Here is a 23,167-nt window from a genome sequence, read left to right on the forward strand (position 1 = left end):
ATCGAAGAGTCATCAAAACCATCAACGAGAGGCATATGGAAGGTTATTTGCTGAAAGTACAAAGATCTTGCGGTTTTGGATATTCAGAGAGGGGTGATTTTTACTGCGGATGATCGGCCACAGGCATACCGGATAAAAATAGTTGGGGTCATTTTCATACGAAATAGAGGATATTTCGCAACTAAAAGGTAATGTCTCAGGATCTTTTACAGTTTGCCTTCATACCAGATTCACATAAAAAGTGATTCATATTCTATTCTAGGAAAAACATCTAATAAACCTCCATCGGTTGCATTAAATATCTGTACATCATTCTCACTTGCGATTTCACGTATGCACTTATATTGTCTCCACAATGTTACGTAATCTTGGAATTGCCCTTCTAAATCCCCCTGGAACCATTCATTATAGCCAGATTTTACCATGGCATGATTGTTTTCAGGATAAAAGTGAACACTCTTATTTACATGTAGAAGCCAATCGTGATCGCAACCAAGCAGATAAATTTCCTTAAACCCTAAATATAAAGCAACATATAGAGCCATTATGCTAACTGATTGAGGTCCAGGAATCATTCGCGAAATATCGATACTACGAGGGGTGTTTCTACCCCACAACCCCCCAAATTTTAAATAATAGACGTCCCTTTTTCTAAAACGCTCATGCATCTCATTCCGATTTTTGTCGGATATGCCGAAGAATAATTTTGCTTCTCCAGTATTCTTCTCAATCTCATCCATCCATTTTTGCCATGCACCTTCGGTGATGGGGAGGTGATAAGGAGCTATACAATAGTACTCCGGGTTGATTATTGTATAATCGGGATGGACAAAAAAATTACTGACAGCGATACAAATCTCATTTTGCAATAATTTCAAATTTTGACGTTTTATTGATGGACCTGTAGCAAGGATAAAACATCGCTCACCTTTACGAGTCTCTCTCAATGCGATGTTCTTTTTAAGGAGTGCTTTCCCCTGATTGTCACTACTAAATATCTGGCGGCACTCTTCCATAAAGTTGTACACCGGCGCCTGGAAGCCCTGGGGGACAAGCCAATATGCGACGTTTTCCTTGAAATTACTCATAGAGGCCAAGTTCCATTACTTATATCTGAGCTTTTTAATGGATGGTTGTTCGCTTTCATATACCCGTTTCACCCCATCCCCCATCGCTGCCTCAACAACTCTGATATCCCGCACCAACCGCATCAATCCCCCGGGTTCCACTGAGGCCGCGTGATCGCTCCCCCACATGGCACGGTCAAGGGTAATATGCCGCTCGACAAAGGACGCTCCAAGAACCACTGATGCAAGGGTGGTCTGCAGGCCAACTTCATGCCCTGAGTATCCAATAGGGCAGTTGAACTCCTGTTTCAACGTCAGGATCATGCGCAGGTTCAGCTCCTCAGGTTTGCAGGGGTAGGTACTGGTGCAGTGGGAGATGAGGAGCTGATCATTATCAAGAAGAGAGAGGGCATGCCGGATCTCATCCATCGTGGACATCCCGGTGGACAGGATCATAGGCCGACCCATCTCATTGATGTGTTTTAACAGGTCATCGTCGGTGAGGGATGCCGATGCAATCTTGTAGCAGGCCGGCTTGAACTGCTCGATGAAACCCACAGATGGTACATCCCAGCAGGAGGCAAACCAGGCAATACCCTTCTCACCGCAGTATCGGTCAATTTCTTTGTATTCTTCCGGGCCAAACTCGGTGCGTCTCTTATACTCGATATATGGAAGGCACCCCCAGGGCGTCTCCCGGGGAATCTCCCACTGATCTCGAGGCACACAGAGTTCAGGAGTTCGCTTCTGGAACTTGACCGCATCGCAACCGGCCAGCGCCGCTACATCGATGAGTTTTTTAGCGATCTCAAGATCGCCATTATGGTTGATCCCGATCTCCGCGATGATGTAGGTTGGATGGCCTTCACCTATAGATCGACCGCCGATCTCGATTACATCTGGCATATCTTATCCTCTTCCAATCGTTGTATAATTAGTTCAGTTAATTCCCGAATAGCTCCTTTACCGCCATGTGCCGAGAGAACAAGCCGTGCCGATGCTTTCACTTCAGGATATGCATCCCCCACGGCGACACCACATCCCACAGACCTCAGGCAGGGGAGGTCGTTGATATCATTCCCAACATAAATTATCCCGGATGGATTTATATTATTCTCCTTTAGCCATTCATTTAATACACTGACTTTATCTGATATCCCCTGTCGGCAGGGGATGCCAAGTTTTTCGCAGCGTGCCTGCACCACGGAATTTTTCTCGGTGGAGAGCACCAGTAGGGGTAGCCCTGACCTTTTCAGTCGGTCCAACCCCATTCCATCTCCTCTATCGCAGATGACCGCCTCTCTCCCATCCTGAAAGACTACCACCTTATTATCGGTGAACACGCCGTCAAAGTCCATGACCAGACCCGAGATGGGGCTTGGAAGCGCCTGAAGATTCTGGCGTCGTCTCTGATCTTGCATCAGCACCTCAGCAACCCTGAAGTCGATGGGTTCGTCAATCTCCCAGCGCCGTTCTGGAGGCGTTATGTGCATGACGGTCTTGCCGAAGAAGCGATGCTTCGCCTTCAGAAACCCTTCGGTGCGCATCACGTAGACTGCACCGGTCTCGATGTACTGCGGTTTCCTCTCCTGTCGCATCGGTCGTGCGTGTTTGTCATGGTTGATCTCGACTGCCTCGTTATTTTGGTCGTTTTTCCAGAGGAAGTAATGGAAAGGTGTTGCCGTGAAAGCGGAATCAGCATCCTCGTTGAGGAGGACATTGACAGTGCCGTCAATGTCCTCCGGAGAGGTCAGGGGTGAAGTACACTGGAGAAAAACGATGAGATCGGGCCGGTAGTTCTCGGTGGTCTTCAAGTAATCCAGTACGTGAAGGAGTGCAGTCTCCGATGATGCAGTGTCGCCGCTGATCTCTGCCGGGCGCCAGATGACCTCTGCACCGTACTGCCTTGAGACCGCGGTGATCTCAGGATCGTCAGTGGACACGATGATCCTAGTTATGGTTTTTGATTGCCGGGCAGACTCGATGGTATGGGCGATCAACGGTTTTCCAGCAAGCGGACAGACATTTTTGCGGGGGATGCCTTTGGAGCCCCCCCGGGCCGGGATGATTGCCAGTGAATTCATGTTTACTGCCTCCAAATCCTAATTCCCTATATAATCTCCAGCAGAAGTTACGTACCGGTCACAGATAAGATCCGGCTCGAGAATCATTATTTAGGTAAGAAGTGCTAAGTTATGAATGCGCTCTTATCCAATCGCGTATGTGGTAATATGACCAAACTGCGCTCTTTTTTGAGGAAAAAACAATCTCATCTATATATAACCTATGGTAGATTTCTGTGAGATATATGTAACTCCGTATTTTAGACGATGGGCTCTTCTCCTTTTGTATCTCGATCTCTCTTTTTTTCTGGAATAAAGCACAGATCTGTTCGTTTCCACCAATCAGCTTGAACCCAGCTAAATTCATTACAGATGATAGTGTACTCAGGGTAAAATGGTATAAGTGAGCATTCTGTAAAAACAACAGGAAATCCCCATAAGAACTATGAACCTTAAAAATGCCTGGAACTTCGACATAGAGATACCCATCATCGGTTAGCAATTTCGAAATTTCATTAAGGCTTTTTATCGGATGTGAGAAGTGTTCCAGAACATGGCTGAGTATTACTAAGTCAGCTGGGCCATAACGGGATAATGATGTCGCTTCTCCGCACTCTAGTACAAGCCCCTCTTCTTTTCCACGATTAAGGTATTCTTCCCCTAAATCACAGCCGAAGGTGAGCCAACCATTCCTCTTAAAAGGTATGAGGGCACCTCCTGCACCACAACCGATATCAAAAGCTTTTAATGACTTTTTGTCCCACCATAGAGTATGTGGTTTGACGAAATTGTATATTCTCTCTCCATGGTTAACCTGCTCTTTAAAGAAGGACTCGGGTGCTCTGGGCTCTCCTACATAGATTGAGCGATAGTCATCTTCATAAAATTTTTTCAAACTATCTTCCGTCATCCGCGGACTTGTCCACATCACACCACAATGCTCACAGAGGTGAGTATGGACTTCAAGGCCATATCTATCACGTGTGCCGATTAGTATGCCCTCGCCCTCACCACATAAGCAGGGGACATCTTCAAACGAGTATTCGTTATTCGCTATCTTACGTTTGAATGACTCAAGAGCTTGTTGTTGTGTAGCATTCAGTTGTTCTACCGATTCAGTCTGGTTGAACAATCTGGCTAACATCCAATACATCATTTTTTGCCTCGTTCTGCGTTTTATGTGAGGATATCTCAAAAGATACTTGGCGAGCAAAATCTTATCCTTTATGATTCTCTTCTGATGATTTGTATGATCGCATTCTTAGCTCATTGTGCAGACCAAGAAGGCATTTCCTCAAACTTAAGTTGAAAAGACAGTACCCTCGGGCAGATAACCTGTTTAAGGTTGGAATTGTACTCGCCCATGATGAAAAATCACCACTATTCAAGCCTGTGCTCTGCTCTATAGATACTGTGCCGTACTTCATGAATTATGCCTTATACCCCTATACCACCCAATCGTCTCCCTCAACCCGTCCTCAAAGCCCGTCTTCGCCCGGAACCCGAACTCCCGCTCCGCGCGCGAGACGTCCAGGCACCGCCGGGGCTGGCCGTCGGGCTTGGTCGTGTCCCAGACGATCTCGCCCGTAAACCCGGTGAGGTTCGCGATGAGGGTAGCAAGGTCGCGGATGGTGATCTCGAAGCCCGCCCCGAGGTTCACCGGGTCGGGCCTGTCATAGCGCTCGGCGGCGAGCGCGATCCCTTCCGCGGCGTCGTCGACGTAGAGGAACTCCCGCGATGCCGCCCCGGTCCCCCAGACCTCGACACTCTCCGCATCGGTTTCCACCGCCTCGACGAACTTCTTAATCAGGGCCGGGATGACGTGCGAACTCGCCGGGTCGAAGTTGTCCCCCGGTCCGTAGAGGTTCACCGGGAGGAGGTAGATGGCATCAAAGCCGTACTGCTGCCGGTAGGCCTGGGCCTGGACGAGGAGCATCTTCTTTGCGAGGCCGTAGGGTGCGTTGGTCTCCTCGGGATACCCCTCCCAGAGGTCCTCTTCCCGGAACGGGACCGGCGTGAACTTCGGGTAGGCGCAGATCGTCCCGACGGCGACGAACTTTGGCACGCCGGCCTGCCGCGCAGCCTCCATCAACTGGATCCCCATGACGGCGTTGTCGTAGAAGAGGGAGCCCGGGTTTGCCATGTTGTAGCCGATACCCCCGACCTTCGCCGCGAGGTGGATGACAAGGTCGACGCCCTCGACCGCGGCGATACAGTCCTCCCACCGCCGCAGGTCAAGGTCGCGGCTCCGCGGCACCCGGATATTCTCCTTCGTAAGTCCGTGCTGCTCAAGCGTCCGCACCAGGGAGGAGCCAAGGAACCCGGCCCCACCCGTGACGAGGACCTCCGTCCCGTCCTCAAACCTCATAGGATCTCACCGATTATGCTGCTACATTCTTTTACGCCGTCTCTCTTGAAGAGACCATCGATTTTATCGAAGTTCGCGCGAAGCCCCATCAGGCATTCGAGGTCATCCGCCCACGATCCGTCGAGGACGGCCTCCATAGAGACCTCCCTCCCGATCCCCATCTCCTCAACGCCGCCAATGAGATAGTCATCCTCGCAAAACCCATCCCTCCGGAAGAGGGCCATCGGGACACCGGCCTGGATAGCCTCGGCGATGGTGCTGTAGCCGGGCTTTGAGACGACGAGGTCACAGGCCGCAATCCAGTCCTGGGTCTCAGTCTCGCCGGGCGGGATCCTGATTGCACCCGGGATCTCGGCCCATGACGGGACAAAGAGGGTGCACCCGGTAAGAGCGGTTCTAAGGCCCCGGAAAACGTTGGGGCCAAGAGACTGCCCGCCGCCGAGATAGACGAGCGGCTCCCCGTCGGTAAGGCCGCACCGCCGCCGGATCTCCATCCGGTCCCGGGTCGCTGGCCGCGCCACGAGCCCCACCTCCCGCCGGTTGGAAAAGACGTCCATCGGTTCGTGGAGCGGGAGCAGAAGAGCGCCGTCTGCGGCACGGTAGGCCTCGGCAATCCGGTCGGTCAGTTCATTCTTCCCAAAGAGATGCGTGTAGATGAGATGCCAGGTGAAGTTCGAGACGCCGAGCGACGGAATCCCGAGTTCTTCGGCGGCGAGGAAGGGCTGCGGGACGATATCGGAGAGGACGAGATCGATCCCGCGGTCACGGAGGAGGGCCTTCTCGGCGGCGATGTAGTCATCCCAGGAGGTGATCCACTGCTCAACCGCTGAAAATGTCCTCTCCCCGTCCACGGCGGCACCGTTCATCACAACCCCGGGGTCATTTGGCCCCGGGATAACCTCGACGCCGGGAAGCGACCGGGCCATGAATTCCGCAGGTGAACCGGTCCTGACGACCACTTCAGCATGCAGGGCTTCCTGCAGTTCCCGGGCGAGAGCGATATCCCGGGCCGCGTGGCCGTAACCAAAGTCGCTTGAGTAGAAGCAGACCTTCGGCCGCCTCAATCCCTTGTCCACCACCGGTCCGGATACTTCCGGGCGAGGAACTCGTCCCCCTCGCCCGGGGGCTCAAGCCCGGCCTCCCTCAGGTCCGCATCGACCATGATCTTTGTTAAGTCGGTAAACGTCACGCAGGGCTTCCAGCCGAGTTTCTCGTGGGCCTTCCCGGCATCCGCGATGAGGTCCTCGACCTCGGTCGGCCGGAAGTACCGGGGATCGATCCGGACATGCTCCTCCCAGTCGAGGCCTGCGTATGAGAAAGCGGTCTCAAGGTACTCCCGGACCGAGTGGCTCTCCCCGGTCCCGATGACATAGTCATCAGGCTCTTCCTGCTGGAGGATTCTCCACATACACTCGACGTACTCCGGGGCAAACCCCCAGTCCCGCCGGGCATCCAGGTTCCCCATGTAGAGATATTTATCCTTCCCCGCAAGGATCCGGGCGATCCCGCGCGTGATCTTCCGTGTCACGAACGTCTCACCCCGCCGGGGGGACTCGTGGTTGAAGAGGATCCCGTTTGCGGCGAACATCTTATAGCCGTCGCGGTAGTTTCGCGTCATCCAGTAGGCGTACAGTTTAGCGCAGGCATAGGGGCTTCGCGGCCAGAAGGGCGTCGTCTCACTCTGCGGCGGCGGCGTCGCCCCGAACATCTCGCTGCTTGAGGCCTGGTAGAACTTCATCCCGTTCCCGCTCCGACGGATCATCTCAAGGAGTCGGGTCGTCCCGAGACCCGTGACGTTCCCGGTGTACTCCGGAGTATCGAAACTGACCCGCACATGGCTCTGGGCCCCGAGGTGGTAAACCTCGTCCGGTTTGATATTGTAGATGAGGTGGGAGATCTGCTCGTCGTCGGAGAGGTCGCCGTAATGAAGAAAGAGGCGTGCGCCTGCGTCGTGGGGGTCGGTATAGATATGGTCAAGCCGGGGAGTATTGATGGTCGATGCCCGCCGGATGATCCCGTGCACTTCGTAGCCCTTGTGGAGGAGGAACTCGGCAAGATACGAGCCGTCCTGCCCGGTGATGCCTGTTATTAAAGCTTTTTTAGATATATTGCTCACCTTCCCGTCTTTGACAATCAATAATTAGTTTGTACGCCCGCGATATATGAATATTGTATCGGGAATACCTGTGCAAAATGAAGTATTAGAAAGATTGAGGCAAACAGGGAACCACATTTGCATTCGAAGGCTCGAATGAGGCGATAGATCTCTACACGATTTGCGGATCCATCCCAACCGAACCATTTCTTAACCCACCTGCCGGGATAATCCATCGTGCCTCTCGGTGCTCATGCGGGAGGCAGGCGGTTCTTGAAACGTGCACCCGGGCCGTGGCGGGTCAGAACTCCAGCGGATATACCAGAACATGGTATCACCCCGTCCAACCGGCTCCCCAGGAGACAAAAGAACACAGCCACAACCCCACCCGGCCGTTAGGTACTAGTAGCCGGCAATCGATGAGATAACTATCATGCTCACCACCCTCATCCTCGACTTCGACGGCGTCATCGTCGAATCCCTCCCCTTAAAGACCGCGGCGTTCAAAAAGATCTTCTCTTTCGCCCCAGAGCACCTCGATGAGATCATCGCCTTTCACCTTGAGAACGGCGGGATGTCCCGGTACGACAAGTTCCGCCACATATACGCAAACATCCTCCACGAACCGCTCACCCCCAAGCAGGAGGAGCGGCTTGCGAGCGAGTACGTCGGGATGATCTTTGAATCCATGCTCACCGTCCCGTACACCAAAGGAGCAGAAGACCTTCTCCGGGACTGCTCCAGTGCGCTCCCGCTCTACATCGTCTCCGCAACCCCGGAGGGCGAGATGCACGAGATCGCCCGGCGCCGGGACCTCACGAAGTACTTCGTCCGGATCTACGGCTCGCCGAAGACGAAGGCCGAGTGCATCAGAGAGATCCTCAACGAGACCGGCGCCTCGCCCGAAGAGGCCCTCTTCGTCGGCGACGCCCCGAACGACTGGCAGGCGGCCTACGAGACAGGGGTTCGGTTTGTGGCGAGGATTCCGCCCGGTGACCCGAACCGGTTTGTCGGCCGGCCGGGGGTGGAGCGGATCGTGGAGAACCTTCATCAACTCCGGGAGTATTTACGGGAGAGCATATGCTCATCCCGATCTCGTACCCCCTGAACCGGGCAACCCCGCTCTACCCCGGAACGGAACCGCTCACGATCACCCCCACAAAGTCCTTTGAAGGGGGCGATGCGGAGGAAAAGAGCCTGATCGCCGTATCAAGCCACGCCGGGACGCATATCGACCTTCCCCGGCACTTCTGCCCTGGCGGGGGTTCGGTCAGTGCCCTCCTTGCGCCGGAGGCGATCTTTGAGCCCGCGCAGTGCATCGAGGTGCCGAAAGAGGGGGAAGAGCCGATCCGGATCCGCGATCTTCTCCCACAACTTGATAAAATCCGGTGCGCCCGTGCGCTCTTTATCCGGACCGGGAGCGGCCGGCTCCGGGAGAGCGACCCCGACACTTACGCGAGGGAGCACCCCTGGGTGCATCCCGAGGTGCCGGACTTCCTCTGTAAGGAGAACCCGGCCCTCAGGCTGTTCGGGATCGATACCATATCCATCGCGACACCGTCGCAGCCGGAGGAGGGGATGAACGTCCACCGCGAGTTCCTCTGCCGGTCCCCGCACATCTTCGTTCTCGAGGACGTGGACCTCTCCTACGACCGGCTGCTCGAGGGGGGCTGGACCCTGCGGGTCTATCCGGTGATCTTCGACGACCTCGAGGGGGTGCCGGTGGTTGCGCTCGCGGAGTTCGGATAACAGGCTGTTGCCGGGTTTTCGGCAGGAGTCCGCCTATAGACTGGCCGGACCGCCCCTTGCAATATATTCCTGCATGGCAGCGGAGAACGTCTTGAGAGCAGCAAGGTCGTGTTACAGAATTGCGTATACCTGCTTAAGATCCAGGTTCCAATATCGACGGCCGATTGGATGGACACCAGCATGGCATGGAGAACCATATTCTGCGTATCCCGGTTCTGCAGAAGTTGCTCCTCCGGGATGCGCTGGTATCGTCCCCAATCACCGAGCGCCTCCTCAAGTTCGCATATGATGGAGAACCCTCATTCTCCCACCCGGGCGAGGAGAACCCTGCTGTAAAGGTATTTCAGATCCAGGTATCTCGCTATCACGCCGGCCTCAAAGGCGATGCGCGTATCCTCGTCCCGGGCGACAAGAAGGCGCCCGGTCTTCACCACCTCATACTGGAACTCAACGGGTGCAGCGTCCAGGATACGGAGATCGATCTCGCGCCGCGGTGTGATGCACCGCTCCAGGTCGGATGCGAACCCCATGGCGCACTTATAGAGTTCATAGGGTTCCCTCTCCCCGGATACAAACTGCCCTATGTCGATATCGTTGAACTCGCCGTGACGGAGGAAGGAGCCGTAGAGATACCCGAGCAGGATCTCCTCCCTGCCGGCGAGGCACCGGCGGAGCGGGTCGATGATCCGCTCCCGGTCAGCATCGTCCACTTCTCCTCTCCCCTCACGAGCCGGCTGATCTTTGCACGGGGTTGTCCCCGTGTGGAACCGGACCTGTTAGCAAAAAATGGTGGCCCCTTCCGGCCAATTAATCCTTTCCCTATGAAATAACCTGCTATCCGGCGGCCCTGGACATCTGCCGGGGGGGAACTGGAAAACCATGAATCGGTCCTGTGGTTGCCGGACACCGGGAGATCGCGTGCACGAAAAGGTTGCCGTTCACGCCCCCGGCCCACATGCAGCACTCTTCCCGGCAAGAATATCCCGAAGCCGCTCCCTCCCAACAGGCTCCGGAATTCTCCTGCCCTCTTCGCTGGCGGCCTCAAGCCAGACGGAGACGGCAACCTTCACCTCGCGGAGCGCTTCCTCCTCGGTCTCGCCGAAGGCAGAGCACCCCGGAAGTTCCGGGACCACAGCGATGAATCCCTCGTCCTCATCGCTGTAGATTATCTCGATTGCATATCTATGTGGCATCCTCATCCTCCAGAAAATTATAGTCCTCAATCACTTTAAGCAGTTGACGTACTTGATAGGGTTTTGCTTTCCCGCCTACGCTCTGGAAGTTCAGGAGCTCCGCAACCCCTTGCCGCGCATAAACCCTGTGACTCCCCTTCCCGCCCCTGAAACGGAACCCGAATGCCTCTGCTGCACGGCAGAGGTCTTCGAATCGCACATTTTTCACGTTCCGCTTCAAGTTTTCGTAGACCTGCCTTCGCTCCATGCCCCGGACCCTCGCATAAAGTTTCTCCCGGGTCAGAGCGCTTAAGCATTCCTTTATGCCTCGGGGATCCCATCCGGGAGCCTGGATCTCGCTGCCGGAGATATTGGGGGGCCATACCTACAACGAAAACAGTAACCCCCGGATCAGGCCCTCCTCTATGTGCCGGGCAAACTTGTAGGCTCTACTCCCTCTAAAAAAGTGTTCAGTTCCCCGGCACCATCCGGCCGAGGTCCTCCTCGACCGTCGTGATCCCCTTGATCCCGAAGTTCTCGACGAGCACTTTCAGGATCCCGGGCGAGACGAAGGCCGGGAGGCGGGGGCCGAGGGTGATATCCCTGACACCGAGCGAGAGGAGGCTTAAGAGGACGAGTACCGCCTTCTGCTCATACCAGGCGATGTTGTAGGATATCGGGAGTTCGTTGATCCCGACGCCGAAAGCTTCCGCGAGGGCTTTTGCGATGACCACCAGGGAGTAGCAGTCGTTGCACTGGCCGGCGTCGAGGACGCGGGGGATGCCGCCGATATCCCCGAGACCGAGGCTGTTATAGCGGTACTTCGCGCAGCCGGCGGTGAGGATGATCGTGTCTGCCGGGAGGGCCTCTGCAAACCGGGTGTAGTAGTCCCGTCCGTTGTGCCGGCCGTCGCAGCCCGCCATCACGACGAACCGCCTGATTGCGCCGGACTTCACCGCACCGACGACCGCATCCGCGATGGCGAGGACCGGGGCGTGGGCGCACCCGGTGATGAGGTCGCCGCGGGAGATGTCCTCTGGGGGCTCACAACGCTTGGCGTGCTCGATCAGGGCCGAGAATTCCTTCTTTCCGTCCGGCGAATCCTCGATATGCTTTAACCCCGGATACCCGACAAGCCCCGTGGTGTAGACCCGGTCGCGGTAGGACTCCTTCGGGGGGACGAGGCAGTTCGTGGTGATGAGGACCGGGCCGTTGAACCGCTCGAACTCCTCTCGCTGGAAGGGCCAGGAGCCGCCGTAGTTCCCGACGAGGTGGCCGTACTTCTTGAGCTCCGGGTAGGCATGCGCCGGGAGCATCTCTCCGTGGGTGTAGACGTCGACGCCCGCTCCGCGGGTCTGTTCGAGGAGGTCGGCGAGGTCCTTGAGGTCGTGGCCGGTGACGAGGATGCCCGGGCGCGTTCCCGCCGCGGTGCTGACAGTCGTGATCACCGGCGTCCCGTAAGACGCGGTGTTCGCCGTATCGAGGAGAGCAAGGGTCTTCACGCCGACCTCGCCGCATTTGAGCACGCAGCCGACCATCTCTTCGGCGGAGAGGTCCTGCAGTGTGGCGGCGAGGCCTTCCTGCAGAAACGCCATGACCCCTTCGTCCTCATAGCCGAGGACGGCAGCGTGGTGCGAGTAGGCTGCCACGCCTTTGAGCCCGTAGACGAGAAGCTCGCGGAGCGACTGCAGGTCGGCATCCACGCTCTCCCGGGCGGCGGCGATCTCCTGTGCCTTTGCCGCGATCGCCGCGGGACTTGCCTGCACCCAGGTGCAGGCATCGGGCTCCGCGCTCCCGGCGGGCGGGAGAGCGTCGCGGAGGCGGACGGCCTCGCCGATCGCGTCGCGGAATCGTGCGGGATCGAAGTTCACGTTGGTCAGGGTGGCAAAGAGGCACCCCGCGATGAACCTCCCGACCTCCGGGTTTCCGCCGCCATTCTTCATCGCCGCGAGGTTCCGGACCGAGAGGCCCTTGAGGGTGTAGATCAGGACGTCCTGGAGCCCCGCAGTCTCCTCGTCCTTGCCGCAGACGCCGCGTACGGTGCAGCCGAGTCCCTTTGCCGTCTCTTCACACTGGTTGCAGAACATTCACACTTCACTCCATAGTATCTTTTTGATACAAAGTATCAATTAGATACTCAGATATAAGTAGGAGGAGGTTTCTCTAATTATACCATGCAGGACGAGTGTACGGTCAATCAGACCGTCAAGTACCTCGGGAAGAAGTGGATGCTCCTGATCATCCTCGAACTCTACAAAGGAGAGAACTACACCCGGCGGTTCACCGAGGTGAAGGAGCGGCTCCCGGGGATAACGGCAAAGGTCCTCTCCGCCCGGCTGAAGGAACTGGAGGAGGAAGGCCTCGTCGAGAAGAGGGTGGAGGTCGGGACCGTTCCCGTCAGAAGCGAGTACACGCTCACCGCAAGCGGGCTTGAGATGGTCGGGGTGATCAAGGATATCAAGCGGTGGGCGCTCAAGTGGAAGATCGAGAACCTCGCGTGCGGGGCGCAGGACTGCCGGAGGTGCGTGCTGTAAGAGTTATGGAGTTGGCGCTGTACGCACAAAAATATGGGGCCGGGCCCTCTCCAGCAGGAGCCCGTGGGTCCCCTCAGATAATTCCCATCTCCGAGAGCCGCGTCGGCAGGTACTCCTTCGTCACGAAGTCGAGCCCCCGGCTCGCGAACGCCTGCTGTTCCGACTTCAGCTTCATATCGAGCTGCAGGTTGATCTGGTTACGCCAGTAGTCGGTTGCAAACCTCGGATCGGTCAGTTCAGCCTTTAAGGCGTTGATGTCCTGCTCGGAGAGGTGGTCGGCGGGGAGGTTGTAGTCGGCGATATCGGAGGGCTGCACCCCGATGAACTGCGCCTGGGGGGTCGCCAGGAGTTCCGACATATGGGCGCTCTTGATCGAGCCGTAGGCGACGCTCGCGTAGATCCGGTAGGACCAGGGGTCGCCGTCGGTGAAGACCACGACAGGAAGGTTGAGCGAGTCGTTGAGCCTTCGTAGGACCCGCCGTGTCGAGCGGGCCGGCTGCCCCTTGAGGTGGACCAGGATCGCCCCGTAGTCTTCATCGAACCCGTTCTCCATCAGACGGGCGTACATACCGCCGGTCTCGATGGCGATGACGAACTTCGCGTCGTGGTCGACGAACTCGAGGTTATCGACGTTGTTCGGGATGGGATAACCCGCCTCCCCGACGTCCTCCTGGCAGTGCATCTCTTTGACGCCCCGGCGGGTGGTCTCCCGGATCCGGAGAGGGCCGAAGATCGATGCGCCGTCCTCCTCCGGCCGGAGGTGGAACGCCTCTCGCTGCACCTCGGTGATGATCTCGAGATCCTCGATCAGGAGATTGCTCTCATCCTGGGCGGCGAACTTCCCCTTCTTCCAGCCCTCAGAGATGTAATACAACTCTCTCAAGGTCGACGACCGGTTCTCCACGAGTTGCTGCTTTAAGAACCAGATGACATAGGCCATCTTCAGGAGGTGCACCGCGCCTTTTTCAGTCGTCGCCGCCCGGGTGCTCTCCCGCTCGCCGTATTTCCAGACCTCGCTCTCGTCGTCGTATGCAATATTCTGTTTCGTCCGCGTCGGCAGCCGGATATAGGGCACGATGCCGTCCCGCATCTGGTCGTACCAGGTGCGGGCGATACCGACGAGCCGTTCCTTTGCCAGCGCATCCATCTCTTCCCTAGACATCGAGATCCACCACCACTTTCATGCCGTCCTCCACGCCGCGCAGATCAAGCGAACCGTCGCCCGAACCCGTGTAGGCGACCTGCCAGGCCGCGCCGGGAGCGAGCGTGCACCGCCAGACCTTGTTGTACTCCCCGCCGATATCGTCCACGAAGTCCGGCCGGGGCTCTGCATCCACCGCAGCGTCGCCGGAGAGGTTGTAGAGGACGAGGGTTACTTCCTTTGCCGTGTAGTTGTTCACGTCGATGCGGACCTTTCCGTCGCTCGTCCGCTTCTTCGCGACGACCTTTCGCATGATCTTCCCCTCGATCGGGGAGGTATCCACCAGGGGAAGCTCCACGATCTCGCTCACTTTCATGGCAATCGCGGGGATGACCGAGCATATCGCACGGGCACGGTCGTCCTGCTGCTTTTTTTTGTCCCGGCGGGAGAGGTAGGTCTTGAGTTCCCGCCCGAGTTCCTGGAGGACGAGGACGACCTCCCGCTCGATCTCCGGGATCGAGGCGACCGCGTCCTTGCTCTCGCTCGTGAAGGGGACGTTCGTGGACGCCACATGGACCATGACGAGTGCCGGGCCCATGGGGAGGCCCTGCTGCGAGAGGCCGTAACTCTTCCAGTTCACCTGCGTGACACAGTTCGTGATCGCGCAGGCGCCCTGCTGGTAGAGGAGCGGGACACGGTTTGCGAACCGGAATATCTGGGCGCTCCCTTCGGCGGGGATCTTGCCGCCGTAGCCTATCGCCGCCTCGATGATGAACGAGTGCCCCCCGTAGACCGCGCTCGGGCGGGTCCGGGCCTTGATGAAGTCGAGCTGAATCTCCTTCTCAAGCCCCTTGCAGATCAGGTCCTCCCCGATGGGGGAGAGGCACTGCTGCGCCGGCGGGGCCGGGACCTTCACGGCCTGCATGGCGTCGAGGAGGCTTTTCAATTCTTCGGATTCAAGTTTGTTCACCTTCCGGGTGGGCTTGAGGTTGGCGAGCGCGATCATCTCGTCCGCGGTCTTCTTGCCGACCCGGGAGAAACTGCCGATGAGGAACTCCTCAACGGTCCCGGTGCTCGCGGCCGCGATCCGCTTTAATGCCCCGAACTCGATCCCGTGCGGGTGGGGGAGGATGGACTTCGGGCACGGCGGGACCTCGCCACTCACCCGCTCGAAGACAGTCACCTCGCCGTCGATATCAGCCGTTATCCGGGCGTGCGGGTTGACGATCGCGGTGAGGCGGAGGTAGTCCACCAGCCGCTTCTTTGCGGCGAGAGTGCTCTTGAACTGGATCTCGATCCGGGTGCCATGCGTCCGGTCCCAGTCGATCTCCTCGTGGCTGACGATCTCCGGGTCGTTCGTCTCGGTCTTGATCATCAACTCAAACTGGTGAGCCCTCGCCTTCGCCCCCGTCCGGGAGGTGACCCGCGCCGGGGTGCCGGTGGTGAGCTGAGCATAAAGCACCGCCGCCGATATGCCAATACCCTGCTGCCCGCGGCTCTGCCGGATCTGGTGGAACCGGGACCCGTAGAGGAGTTTCCCGAAGACCAGGGGGACGTTCTCCGGCACGATCCCGGGGCCGTTGTCCTCGACGGTTATACGGTAGACCTCGGCGTCGACTTTTTTGATGCCGACAAAGATATCGGGGAGGACTTCCGCCTCCTCGCAGGCGTCGAGCGCATTATCCACCGCCTCCTTGATCGTGGTGATGATGCCCCGCGTCGGGGAGTCGAAGCCGAGCAGATGCTTGTTCTTCTCGAAGAACTCCGCGACGCTGATACTCCGCTGCTGTTTGGCGAGATCCTCAGCAAGCACCATGCCGTGCCACCTCGGCGATGGCGTCCGCCAGGCTCTGCTCCCGCTGCTCCCCGGAGTGGAGGTCCTTGAGGGTCACCGTGCCCGCCTCAACCTCGCGCTTTCCGAGAACCACGGCAAAGTCCGCGGTCTTTGCGGCGTGGGAGACCTGGGCGCCCATCCCCCGCTGCATCAGGTCGACCTCTGCCCGGATACCGGCGTCCCGGAAGGCCCGGGCGACCTCGAGAGCCCGCGCCCGTGCGTCGGGCGTGCAGACGACGCCGACAACGGGCTCGTGCGCGAGTTCGAAATCCCCGACCGAGACCATGACCCGGTCGAACCCTATCGCAAACCCGCAGGAGGCGACGTCGTCGCCGCCGAAGAGGTGGGCAAGCCGGTAGGTGCCGCCGCCGAGGATCTGGTTCTCCGCGCCGAGGTTCCTCGCGAACCCCTCAAAGACCATCCCGGTGTAGTAGTCGAGCCCCCGGGCGATCCCGAAGTCCGGCCGGTAGTTGATGTTCTGGGAGTCAAGGAGCGAGAACGTCTCCTCGATCCGGGCGCGATCCGGGACGTCGCCCGCGACCTCAAAGACCTCGGAGACGTCGCGGCATTCCGAGAGGGCCGCGAGCGGTTCGGCGAGGTGGGCAAGGTTCTTCTCCACAAGCGCCGCCTCAAGCCCCTCCGGATCGTGCTTGTCGAGGTATGCCATGATCGCCCGCTGGTCGCCGGGGGCGAGATCGGAGAGGAGATGCTTCATCGGCGCGAGGTGGCCGACATGGAGATCGAAGGTGACCCCGGTCGACCGGAGCGTGTCGTCGGCGAGCATGATCACCTCGGCATCGGCGAGTGCCGTGTCCGCACCGATGAGCTCGACGCCGAACTGCCAGAACTGCCGGTAGCGGCCTTTCTGGGGGCGCTCATAGCGGAAACAGTCGGCAAAGTAGCACCACCGGAGCGGTTTCGGGAGCACCTTGCCCTCGTTGACGTACATTCTGAGGACTGCTGCCGTCACCTCCGGCCGGAGCGTCATCTTTCTCCCGCCCTTGTCCTCAAAGACATACATCTCCTGGATGATCCCTTCGCCGGACTTCATCGTGAAGAGTTCCAGGTGCTCGAAGTCGGGCGTGCAGACCTCGCGGTATCCCCACCGGCGCGCCGCTCCTCGCATCCGCCGCTCGATCAGCCGCCGCCGTTCCATCTCGTCGGGTAAAAAGTCCCGTGTTCCCCGTGGTTTCTGAAGCATTCGGTAATCTCCTGAACTAAAGTCTCTTGTGTGAACCCTTATCATTTGTGCGCTCCGCCCTGCCGAAGAATCGCTCGGCCGTGCTCTCGCCGTGCCAGACGTTCTCCCGGTCGACCCGGCCCTGGAGGTAGAGGGCTAACAGGACCAGGCCGAGGCCGAGGTACTCCCAGGCTTCGGCGTACACGGTGACGGATAAACCGAGCAGGGCGAGCGCCGTGTAGGGAACCCCCCGGTATGCCGCCGTCCGGTAGCCGGGAAGGCCAGTCCGGTAGAATATCCGCAGGTCGCGCAGCCACAGGAAAACAGTGACGGCAACGCCGAACCCTGCAACGTAGGCAAGATAGGACATGAGATGAAGTAATATTATACTTCCACCCCTATTTTTGTTATCGAACTATGCTGCCGAATGCCACCATCAGGGACATCCTCCGGATGTATCGTAACGGCGAGGTATCAGAGGACGAGGCGGCGGGCGCCCTCGAAGGGCTCCGCATCGAGGTGATCGACGGGATGGCCCGGATCGACACCGGGCGGAGCGTGCGTTGCGGGATGCCGGAGGTGGTGCTCGCCGAAGGGAAGGAGCCGGAAGCCTTTGCCGAGATCATGCTCGCGCAGGTGAAGGCGGCCGGCCGGTGCGTCGGAACAAGGGTCTCGGCGGAGCACCTCGCGGCCCTGCAGGCCCGGCTGCCGCCGGAGGTCCGGATGGAGCACCGGAAGGCAGCGCGGGCGGTCATCCTCTCGACGGGGGATCGACCCGCCCCCCGGCGCGGAACCGTCGCCATCCTCACCGCAGGGACATCCGATATCCCTGTCGCCGAAGAGGCAAGGCTGATCGCCGAGGAGATGGGGTGCGAGGTCAGGACCGCATACGACGTCGGCGTGGCGGGGATCCACCGCCTCTTCTCGGCGCTCCGGGACCTGATCCCGGCCGACGTCTTCATCGTGGCTGCCGGCCGGGAGGGGACGCTCCCCGCGATCGTCGCAGGGCTCGTCGATCAACCGGTGATCGGCGTCCCCGTGAGCACCGGTTACGGCTACATGGGCGGCGGCGAGGCGGCGCTTGCAAGTATGCTCCAGGCCTGCTCGGTCCTGGCGGTCGTGAACATCGACGCCGGGTTCACGGCGGGCGCGTTTGCCGCACAGATCGCGCACGGGGGCGACCGGGCATGAGCAGGGGGTTCTACGTCGGACGGTTCCAGCCGTTTCATAACGGGCACCAATCGGTGCTGGAGCAGATAGCCTGCTCTTCCGACGAGATCGTCATCGGGGTGGGGAGCGCCCAGGTGTCCCATACCGTGGCGAACCCCTTCACGGCAGGAGAACGGGTGCTGATGCTCACCCGGTCCCTCGCCGACCTCGAATGTCCGTTCTATGTCATCCCTATCGAGGACGTCCAGCGCAACGCTCTCTGGGTCGCCCACGTCCGGGCAATGACCCCGCCGTTCGATACGGTCTACTCGGCAAACCCCCTCGTCGTCCAGCTCTTCACCGAGGCGGGGGTGAACGTCCGGTCGCCCGACATGCACGAGCGGCTGACACACTCCGGCACCGTTATCAGGCAGCGGATGCTCGACGGCGAGCCCTGGGAGCACCTGGTTCCCCCTGCCGTGGTGAACGTCATCCGGGAGGTCCATGGAGTAGAGCGGTTGCGGCAGATCGCGAGGAGCGACTGATGGACAAAACCCTGATGGGAACCGCCGTCATAATCAGGTGAGTCATGTTCAAGCAACTGCGAGACCTCTTCAGGCGAGCCGAACCGGAGGAAGAGATCCTTAAACTCTCCTTTGAGGAACTTCCCGCATGGCTGGATTCCCACGAGGAGGAGATCGGGCGCGAACTCTCCGATGCGACGGAGCCGTCAAGGGAGGCAATCAGGGGCGCTCTCGAACGTCTCAGGGAGATCGTCGCCCGTATGGAGACGGCGGAGGGCGATGAGGAGGTCCATCCCCGGCTCCGCGACATATCAAAGAAGGCACTTCCTCAGTTTACGAAGTCAATGGCCCAGATCCTCTCCCGCGAGCCCTCCGGCGACCCGGAGGCCTTCTACGCCACCGCAGCCGAGACCTTAAAGAGCGCGCTCCGGGCGGTGAAAGGGCAGGGGAAGTACCTCGCCGCCCTCTACCCGGACGATATGAAGGAGGTGCGCGCCGCCGTCAGGGATCTGGGACGGGAGATCAACACAATGACAGAGGCGATCACCCGCGCCCGGGCAGGCCGGCAGCAGGTGGAAGAGGCCCGGAAGTCGTATGGGTCCCTTGTCAGGATCCAGGAGGAGTACGCGGTCGCCTCCGGCCAGGTGCGGGAATGCGGGACGGCACTCGATGTGGCGGACAGGAAGATCAGGGAGACGGAAGAAGACCTGGCCGCCCTCAAACTGCGCCCGGATTACGCTAAAAAAGATGAGATTGAGGAGAAGATCCGGGAACTTGAGGTCATGGAAGAAGAGGTCGGGCGAGAGATTGCAACTCTCCGGATCCCCGCCATCCATGTCTTCAGAAAAGCCGAGAAGGTTGCGGGAAAGACCGGGAGCAGCACTGTGACCGCGACGATCGGCCGGGTCCTCGATGCGTACACAGGCAGTTCGCCGGATGACGAGGAGAACCAGGTCAGCCTGACCGAACGGGTGATGCCGGCGACGCTCGCCATGATCCGACAGGGTGACCTTGTTCTCAAGAACCAGGATGAGATCCGTCTCTTCTCAGACCCCGACACCCTGCCGGCCGGGCTGAGACGCGTCCTTGAGCGGGAGCGTGAAGTCCGGGAGCAGCGGGCGGCACTGCAGGACGCTCTGGCCGCACTCCCGGGAGTGGTCGAAGAGCAGCGCCTCGCGCTCGCGCTCTCGGAGCTGCGGCGGGAGCGCGAAGCAAAGGATGCGGCCCGCACCCGGGCGGAGAGCCAGCGGGAGACGGCGCAGGCTGAGTATGCCAGAGAACGCGAAAATCTCCGATCACGCACGAACGCTCTTGCCGGCCAGGATGTGGAGATGGCAATCCCCGATCTCCCGCCCCCGTCCACCTGACCGGGATATGCTAAACCCGCCAAAAAAGGAAACCCTGTTTATCCACCGCGTACAAACACTTGCTGAGAACAGCCAATGACAACAAACACTACCACACCAGAGTCAAACCCACGCCTCTGGATAGCGGTTCCTGCAGTCTCATTTTTGGGAATCGGGATCGAGCTGCTGCTCGCATCCGCCGGCTTTCCCCATGCAATCTGGGCAGGCGTCGCAGGATGCGTGATCGCCTCGTGCATCCTCTGTTACCAGGCGTATCTGAAACCTCGCAAGGATCTCGTCTCGCTCTTCACGCCGCTCTTTGCGCTTCTCATCCTGGTCATACCAAACGAGATCAGCTCAGGCGGCGTAATTGTGCAGACGATCTTCGCGGCAACGATCACCTTCCTTGCGGTGCGGGTAGAAAAAGTGTTTAATGCGCCGAAACGACAGGAGATAACAATGAAGCAGATGTTAAACGAATATATCGGCAGGATTGAGCCGCTCCTCGCCGTGATCGATGAAGAGACCGGCCATCAGGTCGCGCAGTCCCTGCTGACGTATAAGTTCGGGCTCTATGAGAACGCAGGAGAGAAGAGCACGGAGGCGCTTGCCCGGCTTGAGAGAATCACCCCGCATCCAGACGCGCTGGAACGCGCCCTCCTGATCCTCCGGGAGCGTGCCGGCAACTTCGCCGATTCCCGGGTGACGACCAACCCCAAGCATACCTTCACGGAGGCGGACTACGACGATCTCGCCATCCGCCTCCGGCCCGACCAGATCGAGGATCCTGCGGCCCTTGACCTCGACAACGCGCTGATCCTGCTCTACGCCGTCGGGATCGAGACCTCCCCCGATGATGAGCAGGCACTGGAGGAGCACCAGCGCTTTGTCATCCAGATCCTGGAGTCCTACAGGGAAAAACTGACTGCATGATAGAGCCTGACAGGAGGCAATCTCTTCCGGGGCTCATAACAATAGCGGCGCTCTTCGTGGCCGTGAATCTGCTGTAGAGCGGCCTCGAACGGATCGACCTCTTCTTCGCCGGACGGCCGGGAGGCGATGGGCGGCCCGGTCCGTCATGGTGCACGGTCCGGCCCCCCCTCCCGGCACCAGAAATCAGAGTGAGTCGAGGCTGATCCCGGTGAACTCGTCGGCGACCGCGTTGATGTCCTTCACGCCGAACGCGGTCTGGACCGTGGCGAGTTCGAGGTCGCGCGCCACGTCGCACATATAATCGATGATATCGACCGAGAGTTCCCGCCTCTGTTTGGACTTGCGGAGCTGGTCCACGAGGAACGTCATCCTCTCGGGAGATTCCATACGGAGCTTGGCGAGGCTCATCACGCACATGTAGATCCGGGTCAGGTTCCTGTCCGTTCCGGTGATGGTATCGAAGAAGTTCCGGAGGACCTGCGCCTGGTAGACCTCGCCGCTCATGGTGATCGAGTATTTCTCAATCCCCTATAAAAGGGTGCCGGTTCATGCTCATCCATGTAAACTCCCGGTTCGCGTTCAGGGGGGGGAACGGTGGGGTCCGGTCAGCTCCGGCTCACTTCCGGACGCTGACGATCTTGATGATATCGCCGTTCTTCAGTTCGTGGCTGTCCTTGATCCGCATCCCGGTCTTCGCATCGATGGCGTACAGGAACCCCTCACCGATATCGGTGTGGACCTGATAAGCAAGGTCGCGAGGGGTCGACCCGCGCTTCATGAGGAACGCATCGGGGAGCACCCGACCCTTACCGTCGGTGAGCTTGTGCTCGTCCTCGACCGGGAAGACGACGATCCGGTCAAGGAGGTTGAAGATCGCGGCATCCAGCGCCTTCTGGACACCGGTGCCCCCAAACGTCTGCATGAACTCCGCCACCTTCGCGAGCCCGGCACGCTGCGCGGCGCTGAGGTTTGCTCCAGGGCTCTCGGTGAAACCGCGGTCGCCGGGGAGGTAGCGGATGAACTTCCCTTCCGCAGCCATCCGGAGCGCGAGTTCACCTGCCGCGCTCGCAAAGACGACGTCATGCTCTGCGAGCCGGTCAAGGCACGCCTTCGGCGCCAGGTCGGCCTTGTTCCCGACGATCAGCATCGGTTTGCTGATCGTCATCAGTTCCCGGCAGAACCGGATCAGGTCCTCCTCCCCGGCGGTCCGCAGGTCGACGTCGGTCGCCTCGACGGCGTCGCGGACGTGCTCGAAGGTTATCCCGAGACCGGCAAAGACCTCGGCGATCGCGCCCGCAAGGGAGAAGTCCCTTGCCTGGGCCTGCCTCTGGAGCTTCGCCCAGTTCCGCGAGAGGATACCGTACATCCACATCGACATCTCGTACTGGAGGAACTCGATATCCTTCACCGGGTCGCGCGAGCCGATATCGATCGGATTCCCCTCCGCGTCCGTTGCCCCGCTGGCATCGACGATCTGGAGTATCGCGTCCGCCTGCCTGAGGTTATCGAGGAACTGGTTCCCGAGCCCCTTTCCCATGTGCGCCTCGGGGACAAGGCCCGCCACATCGATCAGCCCGATCGGAACAAACCTGACACCGTCCAGGCAGTTCTCGCACGGGACGCGCATCTCCTGACAGGGGCAGGCTGTCCGGACATACGCGACACCGTGATTGGCATCGATGGTCGTGAACGGGTAATTGGCAATCTCTACCTGGGCCAGGGTCGCTGCCCTGAAAAACGTCGATTTCCCGCAGTTTGGTTTTCCTGCAATGGCCAGTGTGATCATGAGAACTCCTACCGCACCGTTCGGTTGAGAGTAGTGTTGAGCTATACACCATTTATCACCTTCTTTCGCCGGTAGTGCGACCGCGGCCGTGCCGTTGTATCCGTCGTCGCCGGTACGTCCGCCATCCCAACTTCCGGCCCGGATGAACCGTCCGGCCCGGCGTTCGCCGGACCCGCTGCCACAAGCCGAGGCACCGCCTTCCCACTCCAGATCATCCGGCGCCGCC

The 23,167-nt window shown here is 59.1% G+C and carries 24 protein-coding genes; 7 read left to right on the forward strand and 17 right to left on the reverse strand.

Annotated elements, in window-relative coordinates:
* Positions 1-230 precede the first annotated feature (230 nt).
* The 7 genes from QZ650_RS01830 to gmd form a co-directional block, all read right to left on the reverse strand.
* On the reverse strand, positions 231-1,088 hold the full coding sequence (locus QZ650_RS01830) for a hypothetical protein (protein WP_292522447.1): 858 nt from the start codon (positions 1,086-1,088) through the stop codon (positions 231-233).
* A 15-nt stretch (positions 1,089-1,103) separates the two neighbouring features.
* Complete coding sequence (locus QZ650_RS01835) at positions 1,104-1,973, reverse strand: N-acetylneuraminate synthase family protein (protein ID WP_292520346.1); 870 nt, start codon at positions 1,971-1,973, stop codon at positions 1,104-1,106.
* On the reverse strand, positions 1,961-3,151 hold the full coding sequence (locus QZ650_RS01840; protein ID WP_292520348.1) for an acylneuraminate cytidylyltransferase: 1,191 nt from the start codon (positions 3,149-3,151) through the stop codon (positions 1,961-1,963). The genes QZ650_RS01835 and QZ650_RS01840 overlap by 13 nt, the downstream gene beginning before the upstream one ends.
* A gap of 109 nt (positions 3,152-3,260) precedes the next feature.
* Positions 3,261-4,343, reverse strand: a complete 1,083-nt coding sequence (locus tag QZ650_RS01845; protein WP_292520350.1) for a class I SAM-dependent methyltransferase — start codon at positions 4,341-4,343, stop codon at positions 3,261-3,263.
* Between the two features lie 210 nt (positions 4,344-4,553).
* Positions 4,554-5,498 (reverse strand): GDP-L-fucose synthase, encoded by a 945-nt coding sequence (locus tag QZ650_RS01850; RefSeq protein WP_292520352.1) that lies wholly within the window; start codon positions 5,496-5,498, stop codon positions 4,554-4,556.
* Positions 5,495-6,562: a hypothetical protein gene (locus QZ650_RS01855; protein ID WP_292520354.1), complete on the reverse strand. Its 1,068-nt coding sequence runs from the start codon at positions 6,560-6,562 to the stop codon at positions 5,495-5,497. The genes QZ650_RS01850 and QZ650_RS01855 overlap by 4 nt, the downstream gene beginning before the upstream one ends.
* Positions 6,559-7,635 (reverse strand): GDP-mannose 4,6-dehydratase, encoded by a 1,077-nt coding sequence (gene gmd / locus QZ650_RS01860; protein ID WP_292520356.1) that lies wholly within the window; start codon positions 7,633-7,635, stop codon positions 6,559-6,561. Before gmd ends, QZ650_RS01855 begins: the two co-directional genes overlap by 4 nt.
* A gap of 391 nt (positions 7,636-8,026) precedes the next feature.
* On the opposite strand from gmd, the gene QZ650_RS01865 reads away from it, so the two are divergent.
* Both QZ650_RS01865 and QZ650_RS01870 read left to right on the forward strand, forming a co-directional pair.
* A complete protein-coding gene (locus QZ650_RS01865; protein WP_292520358.1) occupies positions 8,027-8,701 on the forward strand; it encodes an HAD family hydrolase in 675 nt (224 codons plus the stop codon).
* A complete protein-coding gene (locus tag QZ650_RS01870) occupies positions 8,674-9,342 on the forward strand; it encodes a cyclase family protein (RefSeq protein ID WP_292520360.1) in 669 nt (222 codons plus the stop codon). The genes QZ650_RS01865 and QZ650_RS01870 overlap by 28 nt, the downstream gene beginning before the upstream one ends.
* A 299-nt stretch (positions 9,343-9,641) precedes the next feature.
* Here the strand turns inward: QZ650_RS01870 and QZ650_RS01875 are convergent, their stop codons facing one another.
* From QZ650_RS01875 to hcp, 4 genes are all read right to left on the reverse strand, one after another.
* Positions 9,642-10,052 carry a nucleotidyltransferase domain-containing protein gene (locus tag QZ650_RS01875; RefSeq protein WP_292520362.1) on the reverse strand — a complete coding sequence of 137 codons (411 nt, stop codon included), beginning with the start codon at positions 10,050-10,052 and terminating at the stop codon, positions 9,642-9,644.
* A gap of 228 nt (positions 10,053-10,280) precedes the next feature.
* Positions 10,281-10,535: a type II toxin-antitoxin system HicB family antitoxin gene (locus QZ650_RS01880; RefSeq protein WP_292520364.1), complete on the reverse strand. Its 255-nt coding sequence runs from the start codon at positions 10,533-10,535 to the stop codon at positions 10,281-10,283.
* The gene (locus QZ650_RS01885; protein ID WP_292520366.1) at positions 10,525-10,782 is read right to left on the reverse strand and encodes a type II toxin-antitoxin system HicA family toxin; all 258 of its coding nucleotides are present in this window, start codon (positions 10,780-10,782) and stop codon (positions 10,525-10,527) included. The genes QZ650_RS01880 and QZ650_RS01885 overlap by 11 nt, the downstream gene beginning before the upstream one ends.
* 202 nt (positions 10,783-10,984) lie before the next feature.
* The gene (gene hcp / locus QZ650_RS01890) at positions 10,985-12,601 is read right to left on the reverse strand and encodes a hydroxylamine reductase (protein WP_292520368.1); all 1,617 of its coding nucleotides are present in this window, start codon (positions 12,599-12,601) and stop codon (positions 10,985-10,987) included.
* An 87-nt stretch (positions 12,602-12,688) separates the two neighbouring features.
* On the opposite strand from hcp, the gene QZ650_RS01895 reads away from it, so the two are divergent.
* The gene (locus QZ650_RS01895) at positions 12,689-13,048 is read left to right on the forward strand and encodes a helix-turn-helix domain-containing protein (protein WP_292520370.1); all 360 of its coding nucleotides are present in this window, start codon (positions 12,689-12,691) and stop codon (positions 13,046-13,048) included.
* Between the two features lie 73 nt (positions 13,049-13,121).
* On the opposite strand, the gene QZ650_RS01900 is transcribed toward QZ650_RS01895, so the two are convergent.
* The 4 genes from QZ650_RS01900 to QZ650_RS01915 are packed head-to-tail and all read right to left on the reverse strand — an operon-like array spanning position 13,122 to position 17,573.
* The gene (locus QZ650_RS01900) at positions 13,122-14,210 is read right to left on the reverse strand and encodes a DNA topoisomerase IV subunit A (protein WP_292520373.1); all 1,089 of its coding nucleotides are present in this window, start codon (positions 14,208-14,210) and stop codon (positions 13,122-13,124) included.
* The gene (locus QZ650_RS01905) at positions 14,203-16,005 is read right to left on the reverse strand and encodes a DNA topoisomerase VI subunit B (RefSeq protein WP_292520375.1); all 1,803 of its coding nucleotides are present in this window, start codon (positions 16,003-16,005) and stop codon (positions 14,203-14,205) included. The genes QZ650_RS01900 and QZ650_RS01905 overlap by 8 nt, the downstream gene beginning before the upstream one ends.
* Positions 15,992-17,224 carry a histidine--tRNA ligase gene (hisS, locus tag QZ650_RS01910; RefSeq protein WP_292520377.1) on the reverse strand — a complete coding sequence of 411 codons (1,233 nt, stop codon included), beginning with the start codon at positions 17,222-17,224 and terminating at the stop codon, positions 15,992-15,994. Before hisS ends, QZ650_RS01905 begins: the two co-directional genes overlap by 14 nt.
* 16 nt (positions 17,225-17,240) lie before the next feature.
* Positions 17,241-17,573: an ABC transporter permease gene (locus QZ650_RS01915; protein WP_292520379.1), complete on the reverse strand. Its 333-nt coding sequence runs from the start codon at positions 17,571-17,573 to the stop codon at positions 17,241-17,243.
* Positions 17,574-17,620: 47 nt separating this feature from the next.
* Here QZ650_RS01915 and larB point away from each other — a divergent pair, with 47 nt between their 5' ends.
* From larB to QZ650_RS01935, 4 genes are all read left to right on the forward strand, one after another.
* A complete protein-coding gene (gene larB / locus QZ650_RS01920) occupies positions 17,621-18,394 on the forward strand; it encodes a nickel pincer cofactor biosynthesis protein LarB (protein WP_292520381.1) in 774 nt (257 codons plus the stop codon).
* Positions 18,391-18,897, forward strand: a complete 507-nt coding sequence (locus QZ650_RS01925; protein ID WP_292520383.1) for a nicotinamide-nucleotide adenylyltransferase — start codon at positions 18,391-18,393, stop codon at positions 18,895-18,897. Before larB ends, QZ650_RS01925 begins: the two co-directional genes overlap by 4 nt.
* 44 nt (positions 18,898-18,941) lie before the next feature.
* Entirely contained in the window at positions 18,942-20,243 is a 1,302-nt protein-coding gene (locus tag QZ650_RS01930; protein WP_292520385.1) for a hypothetical protein, read from the forward strand.
* A gap of 75 nt (positions 20,244-20,318) precedes the next feature.
* Positions 20,319-21,155, forward strand: coding sequence for a hypothetical protein (locus tag QZ650_RS01935; RefSeq protein WP_292520387.1), 837 nt, complete (start codon positions 20,319-20,321; stop codon positions 21,153-21,155).
* Positions 21,156-21,338: 183 nt separating this feature from the next.
* Here the strand turns inward: QZ650_RS01935 and QZ650_RS01940 are convergent, their stop codons facing one another.
* Together QZ650_RS01940 and QZ650_RS01945 are read right to left on the reverse strand one after the other, a co-directional pair.
* Entirely contained in the window at positions 21,339-21,659 is a 321-nt protein-coding gene (locus tag QZ650_RS01940) for a hypothetical protein (RefSeq protein WP_292520389.1), read from the reverse strand.
* Between the two features lie 112 nt (positions 21,660-21,771).
* On the reverse strand, positions 21,772-22,941 hold the full coding sequence (locus QZ650_RS01945; protein WP_292520391.1) for a redox-regulated ATPase YchF: 1,170 nt from the start codon (positions 22,939-22,941) through the stop codon (positions 21,772-21,774).
* Positions 22,942-23,167 lie beyond the last annotated feature (226 nt).

It is taken from the genome of Methanoculleus sp. (genome assembly GCF_020696975.1).
Taxonomy (GTDB): domain Archaea; phylum Halobacteriota; class Methanomicrobia; order Methanomicrobiales; family Methanoculleaceae; genus Methanoculleus.

Excerpts from the sequence above, each read along its gene's own strand:
- larB (WP_292520381.1), top strand. The coding sequence starts at position 17,621 with ATGCTGCCGAATGCCACCATCAGGGACATCCTCCGGATGTATCGTAAC.
- QZ650_RS01900 (WP_292520373.1), bottom strand. The coding sequence starts at position 14,210 with ATGTCTAGGGAAGAGATGGATGCGCTGGCAAAGGAACGGCTCGTCGGT.
- QZ650_RS01885 (WP_292520366.1), bottom strand. The coding sequence starts at position 10,782 with ATGGAGCGAAGGCAGGTCTACGAAAACTTGAAGCGGAACGTGAAAAAT.
- QZ650_RS01940 (WP_292520389.1), bottom strand. The coding sequence starts at position 21,659 with ATGAGCGGCGAGGTCTACCAGGCGCAGGTCCTCCGGAACTTCTTCGAT.
- QZ650_RS01925 (WP_292520383.1), top strand. The coding sequence starts at position 18,391 with ATGAGCAGGGGGTTCTACGTCGGACGGTTCCAGCCGTTTCATAACGGG.
- hisS (WP_292520377.1), bottom strand. The coding sequence starts at position 17,224 with ATGCTTCAGAAACCACGGGGAACACGGGACTTTTTACCCGACGAGATG.
- QZ650_RS01880 (WP_292520364.1), bottom strand. The coding sequence starts at position 10,535 with ATGCCACATAGATATGCAATCGAGATAATCTACAGCGATGAGGACGAG.
- QZ650_RS01870 (WP_292520360.1), top strand. The coding sequence starts at position 8,674 with ATGCTCATCCCGATCTCGTACCCCCTGAACCGGGCAACCCCGCTCTAC.
- QZ650_RS01905 (WP_292520375.1), bottom strand. The coding sequence starts at position 16,005 with ATGGTGCTTGCTGAGGATCTCGCCAAACAGCAGCGGAGTATCAGCGTC.
- QZ650_RS01865 (WP_292520358.1), top strand. The coding sequence starts at position 8,027 with ATGCTCACCACCCTCATCCTCGACTTCGACGGCGTCATCGTCGAATCC.
- hcp (WP_292520368.1), bottom strand. The coding sequence starts at position 12,601 with ATGTTCTGCAACCAGTGTGAAGAGACGGCAAAGGGACTCGGCTGCACC.
- QZ650_RS01850 (WP_292520352.1), bottom strand. The coding sequence starts at position 5,498 with ATGAGGTTTGAGGACGGGACGGAGGTCCTCGTCACGGGTGGGGCCGGG.
- QZ650_RS01830 (WP_292522447.1), bottom strand. The coding sequence starts at position 1,088 with ATGAGTAATTTCAAGGAAAACGTCGCATATTGGCTTGTCCCCCAGGGC.
- QZ650_RS01835 (WP_292520346.1), bottom strand. The coding sequence starts at position 1,973 with ATGCCAGATGTAATCGAGATCGGCGGTCGATCTATAGGTGAAGGCCAT.
- QZ650_RS01895 (WP_292520370.1), top strand. The coding sequence starts at position 12,689 with ATGCAGGACGAGTGTACGGTCAATCAGACCGTCAAGTACCTCGGGAAG.
- QZ650_RS01945 (WP_292520391.1), bottom strand. The coding sequence starts at position 22,941 with ATGATCACACTGGCCATTGCAGGAAAACCAAACTGCGGGAAATCGACG.
- QZ650_RS01840 (WP_292520348.1), bottom strand. The coding sequence starts at position 3,151 with ATGAATTCACTGGCAATCATCCCGGCCCGGGGGGGCTCCAAAGGCATC.
- QZ650_RS01930 (WP_292520385.1), top strand. The coding sequence starts at position 18,942 with ATGTTCAAGCAACTGCGAGACCTCTTCAGGCGAGCCGAACCGGAGGAA.
- QZ650_RS01915 (WP_292520379.1), bottom strand. The coding sequence starts at position 17,573 with ATGTCCTATCTTGCCTACGTTGCAGGGTTCGGCGTTGCCGTCACTGTT.
- QZ650_RS01935 (WP_292520387.1), top strand. The coding sequence starts at position 20,319 with ATGACAACAAACACTACCACACCAGAGTCAAACCCACGCCTCTGGATA.